Annotated in this window: 11 protein-coding genes; 1 reads left to right on the forward strand and 10 read right to left on the reverse strand. The window is 35.3% G+C overall.

Translation table 11 applies throughout. The features are described from left to right. Positions 1-38: 38 nt before the first annotated feature. The 7 genes from YWA_RS0108410 to YWA_RS0108440 form a co-directional block, all read right to left on the reverse strand. Positions 39-935 (reverse strand): DMT family transporter, encoded by an 897-nt coding sequence (locus YWA_RS0108410; protein ID WP_022828071.1) that lies wholly within the window; start codon positions 933-935, stop codon positions 39-41. After that, entirely contained in the window at positions 922-2,007 is a 1,086-nt protein-coding gene (locus YWA_RS0108415) for an LptF/LptG family permease (RefSeq protein WP_022828072.1), read from the reverse strand. The genes YWA_RS0108410 and YWA_RS0108415 overlap by 14 nt, the downstream gene beginning before the upstream one ends. Before the next feature lie 18 nt (positions 2,008-2,025). After that, on the reverse strand, positions 2,026-3,156 hold the full coding sequence (tgt, locus tag YWA_RS0108420) for a tRNA guanosine(34) transglycosylase Tgt (RefSeq protein ID WP_022828073.1): 1,131 nt from the start codon (positions 3,154-3,156) through the stop codon (positions 2,026-2,028). Between the two features lie 425 nt (positions 3,157-3,581). Continuing rightward, on the reverse strand, positions 3,582-4,556 hold the full coding sequence (locus YWA_RS0108425) for a bile acid:sodium symporter family protein (protein ID WP_022828074.1): 975 nt from the start codon (positions 4,554-4,556) through the stop codon (positions 3,582-3,584). Further along, positions 4,553-5,962, reverse strand: coding sequence for an FAD-binding oxidoreductase (locus tag YWA_RS0108430; RefSeq protein ID WP_022828075.1), 1,410 nt, complete (start codon positions 5,960-5,962; stop codon positions 4,553-4,555). The genes YWA_RS0108425 and YWA_RS0108430 overlap by 4 nt, the downstream gene beginning before the upstream one ends. Before the next feature lie 188 nt (positions 5,963-6,150). Further along, positions 6,151-7,359: an MFS transporter gene (locus YWA_RS0108435; RefSeq protein ID WP_022828076.1), complete on the reverse strand. Its 1,209-nt coding sequence runs from the start codon at positions 7,357-7,359 to the stop codon at positions 6,151-6,153. A gap of 6 nt (positions 7,360-7,365) precedes the next feature. Continuing rightward, a complete protein-coding gene (locus tag YWA_RS0108440) occupies positions 7,366-8,277 on the reverse strand; it encodes an AEC family transporter (protein WP_022828077.1) in 912 nt (303 codons plus the stop codon). Between the two features lie 146 nt (positions 8,278-8,423). Here YWA_RS0108440 and meaB point away from each other — a divergent pair, with 146 nt between their 5' ends. Beyond that, entirely contained in the window at positions 8,424-9,512 is a 1,089-nt protein-coding gene (gene meaB, locus YWA_RS0108445; RefSeq protein ID WP_022828078.1) for a methylmalonyl Co-A mutase-associated GTPase MeaB, read from the forward strand. Between the two features lie 362 nt (positions 9,513-9,874). On the opposite strand, the gene YWA_RS0108450 is transcribed toward meaB, so the two are convergent. The 3 genes from YWA_RS0108450 to YWA_RS0108460 all read right to left on the reverse strand — a co-directional run bounded on the left by YWA_RS0108450 (position 9,875) and on the right by YWA_RS0108460 (position 12,788). Beyond that, positions 9,875-10,102, reverse strand: coding sequence for a hypothetical protein (locus tag YWA_RS0108450; RefSeq protein ID WP_022828079.1), 228 nt, complete (start codon positions 10,100-10,102; stop codon positions 9,875-9,877). A gap of 14 nt (positions 10,103-10,116) precedes the next feature. After that, on the reverse strand, positions 10,117-11,505 hold the full coding sequence (locus YWA_RS0108455) for an MATE family efflux transporter (RefSeq protein WP_022828080.1): 1,389 nt from the start codon (positions 11,503-11,505) through the stop codon (positions 10,117-10,119). Positions 11,506-11,714: 209 nt separating this feature from the next. After that, positions 11,715-12,788 carry an alanine racemase gene (locus tag YWA_RS0108460; RefSeq protein WP_022828081.1) on the reverse strand — a complete coding sequence of 358 codons (1,074 nt, stop codon included), beginning with the start codon at positions 12,786-12,788 and terminating at the stop codon, positions 11,715-11,717.

The following is a 12,788-nucleotide window of genomic DNA, read 5'->3' on the forward strand; positions in this document are numbered from 1 at the left end:
ATTTGAAAATTTCTTTCGCTATTGCAAAAATTTCGCAATCATTCGAGCTGCTCTTTGCCTTTAATCCTATTTTTAATAACACCATTTAGAATAACGGTAATCAAAATTATAACGGAACCAATGTAAAACGGCATACTCATTTTTTCGTCTTCACCAATGATAAAATAGGCTAATAAAATTCCGTAAACAGGCTCTAAATTTGTCGTAAGCATCACCGTGTAAGGCGATAAACGTTTCATTACCTGAACTGAAGCGGTAAAAGCATAAGCGGTACAAATGGAAGCCAAAAGTAGGACTAACATCCAATCATTTCCTGAAAGTTGAAAGAATGCTGCATCAAATTTGCTGTCGAATAGTAGATACACGGAAACAAATAGAAATCCAGCGAAAAATTCGTAGACCGTAATCACCGTCGAATCGTGCTGCTGAATGAGTTTCCCATTAAAAAGCGTAAACAATACACCAATAAACACGGAGAATAAAGCATATATAATTCCTTCTAAATATTTTATCTCCACCTGCATGATGATGAATAATCCGGCTACAATTATTAATCCGAATAAAACTTCATACCACAAGACTTTTCTTTTGTAGATTAACGGTTCTAAAATAGAAGCAAAAAAGGAACCCATTGAAAACATAGCCAATGTAATGGCGACATTGGAAACTTTTATCGCTTTAAAAAAATAAATCCAGTGAATGGCAATTAGAAAACCAACCAATACAAGTTTCACCACCGATTTCATCGGAAGTCGAATGGATTGCTTTTTATAAACCAGGTATAAAAGTAAAAAAACGCCTGCTAAACCCATTCGGTACCAAACCAATGAAGTGTCGCCAACTGTAATTAACGCGCCTAGAACTGCCGTAAAACCCCAAATAAAAACGATGAAATGGAGGTTTAAGTAGCTTTTTAAATAATTATTTTCTTGCATTATTGAGTAAGTAGATTGCTAAAAGACCAAAGCTTAAATTGGGAATCCAAACCGCTAACATTGGCGGAATACTTGATTTTTCGGCTAAGACGCCAAATATTTTATCAAAAAAGATGAAGGTAAATGCGAGTCCAATTCCGATGGCTAAATTCATTCCCATTCCGCCTCGTCGTTTCATAGAAGAAACTGCGACCGCGATAATGGTTAAAATAAATGCAGAAACTGGAATACTGTATTTTTTATATAAAACCACTAAATACGTATTGATATTGGACGATCCACGTTCGCGTTCCTTGTCTATAAACTTGTTTAATTCTCCGAGGGAAAGGGTTTCTGCGACGTAGACAGTTGGTGTCAAATCTTCTAAATCGAATGTAAAAAGTGTATCTTTTTTAGCCAGTACTTCAATTTTATCATCTAAAACGCCCACTTTTCGCTTGTTGTAACCAAACATAGTATAGGTACTGTCTTCTTCACTCCATTTAATTCGTTGTGCAGAAATTTTGAAATCCAACGTATTGTCTGCTTTGAATTTTTCCAACGAGAAATGAAACGCTGTTTTATTTTCTTGGTTAAAACTGCCTACATAAAGGTATGTTCTATCATCTAATTGTCTAAAAACGTCGGAACTTTGACGCATGTTATTTCTTCCGTTTCCCTTCAAGTACATGTACCTGAAATTGTTGAATCCTTCACTTGCTTTTGGTACTAAGAAAAATCCCATCAAAAGTGAGAACACAGATACGATTGAAGCACCAATTATGTAAGGTCGTAAAAAACGTGTAAATGAAATTCCTGAACTTAAAATAGCAATGATTTCCGTGTTGTTCGCTAATTTTGACGTAAACCAAATCACCGATAAAAACAAAAATATTGGAAACAGCAAATTGGCAAAGTATACCGTGAAATCTAAATAATAAAGCGCAATTTTACCAAAAGGCACTTTATTTTGCAGCATTTTATTGACCTTTTCAGAAACATCAATAACAATTCCGATGGGTATAAACAGCAAAAGCATGACACTAAAAGTACCAAGATATCGCTTTAAAATATATTTGTCAATTATATGCATTCGTAAACTGCTCTAGTCTTAAAGTCGTTGACCCAATTGTTTTACCATCATTTCTTTCCAGGTTCTAAAATCACCTGCAATAATATGTTTTCTTGCTTCACGAACCAACCACATATAAAATCCAAGGTTGTGAATCGTTGCAATTTGCTTTCCTAAGTATTCATTTGCAGCAAATAAATGACGCAAATACGCTTTGGTGTATTCTGTATCTACAAAAGTATGGCCCATAGCATCTATTGGCGAAAAATCATCTGCCCACTTTTTGTTTTTAATATTTATTGTCCCTTGTGAGGTAAACAACATACCGTTTCTTGCATTACGCGTTGGCATCACACAATCAAACATATCCACACCTAAAGCGATATTTTCAAGAATATTTATAGGCGTTCCAACACCCATCAAATAACGCGGTTTGTCTTCAGGAAGAATTTCGCAAACTACTTCCGTCATTCCGTACATTTCCTCCGCAGGTTCTCCTACTGAAAGTCCACCAATTGCGTTTCCTTGTTGGTTTGAATTTGCAATATATTCCGCTGATTGTTTTCTTAAATCTTTATACGTACTTCCTTGAACAATAGGAAAAAAAGTTTGTTCGTACCCGTATTTATAAGGCAATGTGTCCAAATGATTGATGCAACGGTCCAGCCAACGGTGCGTCATTTTCATGGAACGTTGTGCATATTTATAATCGCAAGGATATGGCGTACATTCATCAAAAGCCATGATAATATCCGCTCCAATGGTTCGTTGAATTTCCATCACGTTTTCAGGCGTGAAAAAATGATAAGAACCGTCAATATGCGATTTAAACTTCACTCCTTCTTCCTTAATCTTCCGATTTGCCGAAAGAGAATACACTTGATATCCACCAGAATCCGTTAAAATTGGTCGGTCCCAATTCATAAATTTATGCAATCCACCGGCTTTTTCAAGAATCTCAGTTTGCGGACGCAAATACAAATGATACGTATTCCCTAAAATAATATCGGGATTAATTTCCTCTTTTAGTTCACGTTGGTGTACACCTTTTACGGATGCAACCGTCCCAACAGGCATAAAAATAGGCGTTTCAATAACACCGTGATCTGTAGTAATACTTCCCGCTCGTGCTTTGGACTGGGGATCTTTTGCTAATAAGTCAAACTTCATAAATAGAATTTTCTGCCTGTGGAATTAAGTGGGCAAATATAAGCGTTTTATCGCTTACCTATTCGGAATGCGAATGTAAATTAACAAATTATAAACGCTTCTTTTGCAGTGGATTCGGATTAATATAAATAGCAAACACAAAAAAACCATCAATAAATTGATGGTTTTCCACTTAAAAACAAATCCTTAAAATTAAAAAAGTCTTTCAACTTTCAAATTAGCTCAGTTGATTTTAGTATCCCCAAATCCTAATAAATTTCAACTGATAATTTCATTGTTTTAGTAGTATTATTTTATTCAAGTGAAGAAACAATAATTGCTTGTTTACTTATTAACAAATTAAAAATAAGGTGAAAACAGGCGTTATTCACTCCAGTAAATATAAGGTGAAGCAACGAGCAAATCAATACGTCATTTGTCGTATATTATTCAATTTCTTTTGCTTTTTTAGCGGCGATAAAACTGACAAACACAATTTGGAACCCGTGAAATAACATTAATGGCAAAAGCATGATTCCTACAAATGGCAAGTTTGCAAACATAATTTTAGACATGACACTTCCGTGAATTAAGGACTTTTTCGATCCACAAAATTGAATCGCGATGCTGTCTTCTCGGTTGATGTTGAGTCGGAAACAAACATATTTAATGATGTAATACACCAACCAAAAAAGTGTTATTACCGCCAAGGCTAAAATGGCCATATCCCAAATTCCTATTGTGTTAAATATGCCTTCCAAGAAAGATTCTGAAAAACTTTTGAATACAATCAATAGAATAATCGACTTATCAAACATACTGATTTTCGCCGAATTTCGAATTGCCCATCCACCAAAATAGCGTTGCAATAAAATTCCTAAAATGAGCGGTACGATTATTTCCGTAACCAATTTGAAATAGATTTCACTAAAATCAAATTCCATGGTTTCAACTGCAATGAAGTAACTCATCCAAATTGGCGTAATCAAAATTCCAATAATCCCAGAAATACTTGCGTTAAAAATGGCGGCGGGAACATTTCCTTTTGCAACCGCAACCATTACAACTGAAGCGGAAACGGACGAAGGCAATACGGCGAGAAAAAACACGGCAAGCCATAAAGTATGTGCGGTATCGGTTTTAATGAATGGATAAAAAAGTAAAACAATAAGCGGAAATAAAATAAACGTCGCCGCTTGAACAATCAAATGCACACGCCAGTTTTTAATGACCTCTTTAATTATCGTATAATTCAATTTCAACCCGTAAAAGAAGAAAATCAATGAAATTCCAACACTACTTACCGCCATTAAGACAGGTTTTACTAGTGCTTTATCTCCAAAAAACGGAATTAAATAAGCCAATAAAACAGCGGAAACAATGGCGTAAACGAATGGATCTATCTTTATTTTGCTCATCATCTATCAGGGAAAATTTTACCAGGATTTAAAATAGTATTGGGATCGAACACTTTTTTAATACTACGCATCAAATCTATTTGCACTTTTGAAAACGCTATATCCATGTAGTTTTTTTGAACATAACCAATTCCGTGTTCACCAGAAAGAGTTCCATTTAATGAAACGGTTAATTCAAAAATTTCACGAATGCCTTTTGGAATTTCAGTGTTCCAGTTTTCATCTGTCATCTCTTCTTTGACGATATTGACATGCAGATTTCCATCTCCAGCATGACCGTAACAAACTGATCTGAAACCATATTTACTTCCAATTTCTTTAATTCCAGCAAGTAGTTTTGGCAATTCATATCTTGGAACAACCGTATCTTCTTCTTTGTAAATTGAATTTGATTTAACAGCTTCGCCAACAGCACGTCGCAATTTCCACAATGCATTTTTCTGATCTTCAGTATCGGCGAATAAAATTTCGTCAATTTCAAATTGCTCTAAAACCACACTAATTTTTTCAGCTTCGCTGAATAAAATCTCCGGATAATTTCCGTCCACTTCAATTAGTAAGTGCGCTTGAATTTCATCTTTAATTTCAATATTCACTCCATCAACGTAACGAAGCGTCCAATTAATGGCGTCCCGTTCCATAAATTCTAAAGCACTAGGAACAATTCCCGCGTGAAAAATTTTGGCGACAGCCTCACACGCTTGATTCGCATTAAAAAAAGGAACCAACATTAAAATAGTATGTGAATTCTTGGGCAATAACTTCATCACAATTTTAGTAATCACGCCTAACGTTCCTTCACTGCCAACCATCAATTGCGTCAAATTATAACCTGTCGAATTTTTTAAGGTATTCGCTCCCGTCCAGATAATTTCGCCGGAAGGCAAAACCACTTCTAAATTCAAAACATAATCTTTCGTCACGCCATATTTCACAGCTCGAGCGCCACCAGCATTTTCAGCGACGTTTCCACCAATCCAGCAACTTCCCTGTGAACTAGGATCAGGCGGATAAAACAAGTTTTTTTCCGCAACCGCTTCTCGCAATATCTGAGTAATTACAGCTGGTTCAACGGTTACTTGTAGATTGTTCTCATCAATTTCAATGATTTTATTCAAACGTTCCATCGCTAATCCAATTCCTTGGTGAATGGATAACGCACCACCACTCAAGCCGGTTTGACCACCAATTGGCGTTACAGGAATTAAATGGTGATTTGCTAATTTTAGAATCGCACTAATTTCAGCAGTATTTGCAGGCTTAATTAAAACAGCGGGTGGAAAATTATAGTCTTCAGTTTCGTCGTGACCGTAGTTTTTACGTGTTTCTTCATCTGTAAAAATATAATTCGAACCGACAATTTGAGTCAGTTTCTCAATAATTTCATGCGAAATTGTTATGTGATTCATATTTAAAATTATTATCGAAAAATGTCTAACTAAATTTTAAGGTTAAACAAAGTTAAGAATTTAATCTCGCAAAGGCGCGAAGACGCAAAGCTTTGGGTGTTTTTTCTTTGCGTCTCTCCGTCTTTGCGAGACCATGTAAAACTACATCCTAATTATAATTGTCCAAAAAAACTAGAACCAACCTATAATTATTTCTTCTTTAAATTCGGCAAAAACAAAGCAACGATACCTATTAAAGGTAAATAAGCACACAATTGGTAAATGTAAGTGATGCTCGTTTTATCTGCCAATGAACCCAATAATGCGGAGCCTAATCCTCCCATTCCAAAAGCAAAGCCGTAGAATAAGCCAGAAACCATTCCTAGTTTTTTAGGTAATAATTCCTGAGCATAAACCAAAATCGCTGGAAATGCAGACGAAATGATCATTCCTATTATTACAGATATAATTCCGGTCCAAAATAAATCGACATAAGGAAGTAAAAGTGTAAATGGTGCCGCTCCAAGGACCGAAAACCAAATCACATATTTTCGACCAAATTTATCTCCCAAAGGTCCACCAATTAAAGTTCCTACCGCACAAGCCGCTAAAAACCAGAACAAGTGAAACTGTGCGTCTTGGATGGAAAGTTGGAATTTATCCATCAAATAAAATGTAAAATAACTCGAAATACTTGCGGTGTAAAAGAACTTCGAAAATATCAATACTAACAAGATTACTACTGACATTGACACTTGCGTTTTGCTCAAATTTGGCAATACGATATCTGATTTCTTTTTAGCTCGTAGAATCAAGTGGTTTTGGTACCAAAATGCAATTCTATACAAAACAAAAAGTGCTGCGATTGCGATTAATGCAAACCAAACAATATAATGTTGCGATCTTGGAACTACTATAAATGCAACTAACAAAGGTCCAATTGCAGTTCCTGCATTTCCACCCAATTGAAATATAGACTGTGCCAAACCTCTTTTTCCTCCGGAAGCCAAAAACGAAATTCGTGAAGATTCTGGATGAAAAATGGAAGAACCAATTCCAACGAGAATTACTGCGACAAGTACAATATTAAAACTTGAAGCATACGCTAAAGTTACAATTCCAGCTAAAGTGAAGAGCATTCCGTACATCTGCCAAAAAGGCTGTGGTTTCTTATCAGTGTATAATCCAACTAATGGTTGGAGAATAGATGCTGCAAGTTGGTACGACAAGGTTATTAATCCAATTTGTGTAAACGACAAATTATAATTGTCTTTCAAAATAGGATACGCTGCCGGAATTACCGCTTGTAGAAGGTCGTTAAATAAATGCGCAATTGCCACGGCAAATAATATCGGGTACACCGTTTTTTGAGCTAAGGCACCTGTAGTAGTCGACGAATTTGTATTTATTGTTGTCATAAAAATTTAAAATATCTGTAAAATCCAAAACCAAAATGCCAGCGTTACGAATGAAAGTGGAATTCCAAATCCAATCATCATGCTGCTTAATTTTGGTTTTAAACCGTGGGTTGATGCTAATATTGATGCTGTAATCATTGGCGCCATCGCTGATTCCATGATTGATATGTCGAAAATTTCTCCGCTTTTACCTAAAATAAAAATATAAAATATGCAGAAAAATGCTGGAGTTATAAGAAGTTTGAAAGCCAATCCTAAAGTCAAAAATTTCCAATGTTTGCTTTTTCGTTCAAAGCTTAGTTGGAGTCCAACAGCAATCAATGCGATTGGAGTTACTGTGGAGCCAAGGTTTTGAAATACAGGTTGCAATTCATTTACGAAATCATATTGAAAAATATTCATTACCGCGGCAATTGCAAAACCTATAAACGGCGGGAAAACCAATATTTTCTTAATAATTACTGAAGCAGTTGCAGTTCCTCGAGAATAATAAGTAGCAACTAAAACACCTAATGTCGCCAAGACTACAAAAGTTCCTGGTTGGTCAATAATGATTGCCGTTTTCAGACCTTCTTCTCCATAAAGTGCTTGAATCACAGGGAAACCAACGAATGCTGTATTTCCTAAACCTCCTGTTAAAACTAAACAACCGATGAGTTTTTTAGACCAACCCAACTTCTTTCCAAGTATGGAGAAAAAAAGAAATGCAAATGCGAAACCTATCCATGGCACGGCCAAAGGATAAAGTAAATCACTACTAATTTCTATTTTTGGAATGTAAAATAAAGCAAGTGCGGGAAGTGAAATGTAAATGACAAACTGATTGAGTGCTTTGTGGCTGTCCTGCGGGAAATCCTTTACTTTTTGCAGCAGTAATCCAATTAGTAAGCAGACAAAAATTAAAATAATATTTTCCATAACTCCAGTTCGGGTGCAAAAATACTACTATAAAATTGGTTGTCGAATTTTTAACGGTTTTTTATAACTTATAGAGGCCTCACAATTGCTGACTTCTTTTTGAAACCTTGTCTCTTTTACTTACTTTTACTTTTCAAATCTATTAAGTGAAAAATTCTGCACCAAAAACCTCCGCGTTATCCGAAAAAGAAGGCGTTTCAGGACCTGAAATTATCAACGCAAAATCGGTTGAAGTTATTCAACGCTTTCGCAGAAAACAGCCGACTGCAGATGAATTGATTAGTGGAATATTAGCCGGCAATATGGCTGATTTAAGTCGGGCGATCACTTTAGTGGAAAGCACCAACATTGAACATTTGGCGAAAGCCAATACCATAATAAACGCTTGTCTGCCTCACTCTAAAAAGTCGGTCCGCATTGGAATTACGGGTGTTCCTGGTGTAGGAAAAAGTACATTTATAGAAGCATTTGGAACTTATCTGACAAGCTTAGGCAAGAAAGTTGCCGTTTTAGCTGTTGATCCAAGTAGTACGATTTCGCATGGAAGTATTTTGGGCGATAAAACACGAATGGAGGAATTGGTAAAAGATAAAAACGCTTACATCCGACCTTCAGCTTCGGGTGCAACTTTAGGTGGTGTGGCAAGAAAAACCCGCGAAACGATTACACTTTGTGAAGCTTGCGGTTTTGATATCGTTATCATTGAAACCGTTGGTGTAGGTCAAAGTGAAACTGCCGTTCACAGTATGGTCGACTTTTTTCTGTTGTTGAAAATTTCAGGCGCTGGCGATGAATTACAAGGAATCAAACGCGGAATTATGGAAATGGCAGATGCGATTGTCATCAATAAAGCCGATGGCGATAATGTGAAAAAATCACAACTTGCTAAAGTGGAATTCAATAGAGCTTTGCATTTATTTCCTGCAAAAAACTCTGGTTGGATGCCAAAAGTATCGATGTGTAGTTCAATTACAAAAGAGGGAATTGATGTGGTTTGGGAAACGATTTCGAAGTACTTGGAATTGACAACTGAAAATCATTATTTCGAAGCAAAACGCCAAGAACAAAATCAATATTGGATGATGGAAACGATTGAAGAACAGTTGAAAAATGATTTCTACAATGATTTATCCATCAAAAAGTTATTGGCCGAAAACAAAAAAGCAGTGCAAAATAATGAATTATCACCATTTGCAGCTGCTAGAATTTTATTGGAACATTATTTTAATAAATAGTCGTTTTACACAGATTAGCATGAATTTGCACTAATTCTTTAGCCACAGATTAAAAAGATTTTCACAGATTTTATCTTCTAATCCTTAGTGTTTAACCGCAAATTGCGCAGATTTACACAAATTTTTTTAGCCACTGATTAAAATAATTTACAAAGATTTTATCTTCTAATAGTTAGTGTTTAACCGCAAATTACGCAGATTTACACAAATTTTTTTAGTCACTGATTAAAAAGATTTTCACAGATTCTATTTGTAGGTAATGTTAAACCGTAAATTTTGAAGTGAGTAATATTTCCAAAGCTAAAAATCAACCAATTCCTCAAAATAATCATTTTAATCTTTTGAATCTGTGGCATAACTTTTTACTCCTCGTATAAAGCTATTTCTCGGTCGTAAAATGCGTTTGCTAAAGTGATTAAATTTTCCATTTCGGCATTTAACTCAGCTTCGTCTAAATCCTCGTCTTCTTCTATAAACTCCACTTCATCATCTTTTAGATTGATAATAAAACGCGGGTAATCTAAATGAATAACAAAGATGTCTTCTGGGAAGTCCGTATTGTCTCCTAATAAAAATTTTGGTAATTCCATGGTATGATTATGATTTACACTGCTGCAGAAGCTTGAGTGTCGATTAATTTTTTAGTTAATTTTTCAAAGCGAAGATACAAAAATAATGCGGCTGCTGTAAGTCCGGCTAAAAGTCCAATCCAAATTCCCACAGCACCTAAATCGGTATATAATCCCAAGTAAATTGAAATTGGAAAACCAATAATCCAGTACGATACGAATGCAAGATACATTGGTACTTTCACGTCTTGTAATCCACGTAAAGCGCCTAACATTACCACTTGGATTCCATCTGTGATTTGGAAAATAGCGGCTACTAAAAGTAAATGCGATGCAATTTTAATCACTTCTTGGTTTTCAGCATAATTCAAATCTTGTGCGGTACTGACAAAAAATTCTGGTAAATATTGATGGAATAAAACGAAAATTAACGCAAAGAAAATTTCCAAAACAATCGCTAGTAAAAATATGGAACGAGCAACGAGTTGTAATTTTGGATAATCGCGCAAACCTTTCTGATTTCCAACCCGAATCATTGCTGCAACGCTTAATCCCATTGCAAACATGAATGTTAAGGATGCTAAACTCAACGCAATTTGGTTTGCTGCTTGACTAGTAGTTCCTAACATTCCCGAAAGCCAAACCGCTCCTGTAAACAAAGCCACTTCAAAAAACATTTGCATCGCAGATGGTGTTCCAAGATTAATGATTTTCTTTAAAGCAGTTTTTCTAATTTCTGCAAAGCTGAAGTTTTCAAAATAAGGAGCAAATTTCACACGACTTTTTAGCGCCATGTGCATGTAAATTAACATCACAATTCGAGAGACGATTGTTCCCACGGCAGCTCCGATAATTCCTAATTTTGGAAAAATCCAAATTCCATAAATCAATAAGAAATTTAATAAAACGTTGACTGCGTTCGAAATTATGGTCGCCCACATGGAGTATTTAGTTTCTGATTTTCCATCGGCGAACTGCTTGTATGCTTGGAACATAATCAAGGGAATCAAAGAAAACGCAACAATATCAAGATATGGTTTTGCCATTTCCACCACTTCCTCAGGTTGATTCATATAACCAATCAAAGGCTTTGAAAAGAAAATAATGGTAAATAATGAAATTCCTAAAACGGTACATAATAAAAGGCCGTGTTGAAAAATACTTCGACCTTCTTTAATATCTTTTGCACCATCAGCTTCGGCAATTAAAGGTGTAATTGCTGTTGAAAAACCAATTCCCAACGACATGGCAATAAAAACAAAACTGTTTCCTAGAGAAACAGCAGCAAGTTCGGTTGGGCCTAATTTCCCCACCATTATATTATCTACAATTCCCACCAAAGTATGTCCCACCATTCCTAAAATAATTGGATAGGCTAACTTAAAGTTGTAGGAAAATTCTTTGGTATATTGTTCTAAATTCACTTTTGCAATTTTTGTGCAAAGATAGAATCTTAAAAGAGAAAATAGTTATAAGGTTTTACTAATGTAGAATTAAATTTTCGCTCGCTATTTTCGGTTTAATTTTTCTCGCAAAGTCGCAGAAATGCAAATCGATAAAAATACACTCTGCATTTCTGCGACTTTGTAAGATAATTTGAAAATATTAAAAAAGACGAAAGAAATTTTTAAATCTAATGAACTACTCTTTTTTCAATGTATTTTGAGTTCATGATTCGCACAATTCCCATGTAATCTAAGGTAAATTCCATTTGGTCGCCCACTTTAAAGTTGGTCAAATTTTCACCTAAATCCAGCACAACCATATCGGATGTCGCTCCAGCGAGTTTGACATTTTCATCAGTCGCTTCCAAATGCTTCATATCAATATCCAACAATCCAATATCAATAATCGCACGAACAGAACTCTTTCCGATGTTTTTTTCGTCAAATGTCATCGTATTTCCTTCAAGATTGGTGCCCAACTCTCCAATTGGAATCAATGGTTTTTCATACAATTCGATAATTTCAGCATAAAGTTTGAAAATATCGTTGTCCATATTTTTAAAAGGCAAATTATTATAGGCATCCGTTCCCATAAATAATGTCTCGCCTACGCGAAAATGATTGATATCCTTGGGCAATAATCCCTGTTTGATTAACGGAATTGTAACTGATGAACCTCCCGAAACAAATGGAATTGTTACATTAAATTTAAGCTCAATCAATTGTTTGTACAAACACAATTGCAATAACTTATCATTGTTGGGTTTTATACCATAAAGACAAGCCAGGTTTGTTCCCAAACCAACGACTTCAATGTTTTTCATTTCAAAAACCTTGGCATAAAAATCAACGAAATCCTCCCGCATTACGCCTTCACGCAATTCGCCAAGATCAATCATGATGATAATTTTGTGAATTTTATTTTGCTTTACTGCTTCTTCTGAAAGCATTTCAATAGTATGAAAATCCGTATTCATACTAATATCTGCATACGTCACCACTTCTTCGATCACTCCTTTCGCTGGAGGTTTGATGTAGATTGTTTGTGCATTGGGATCCAAATTCTTGATCATTTTCAAATTAGAAATTCTAGAATCCGAATATTGTTTAATACCTAAATTGAGTAATTCGGTCAGGTACTTTTTATTTCCACACAAAATTTTGGTCACAATACTCCAATCAATATTGTGGCTTTTGAAAAAATCGTTTAAGTGGTTGAAATTATTTGCTAACTTTTTAGTTTCTAAAGTTATATAAGCCAT

Origin of the sequence: Flavobacterium antarcticum DSM 19726 (genome assembly GCF_000419685.1) — a bacterium.
GTDB lineage: Bacteria > Bacteroidota > Bacteroidia > Flavobacteriales > Flavobacteriaceae > Flavobacterium > Flavobacterium antarcticum.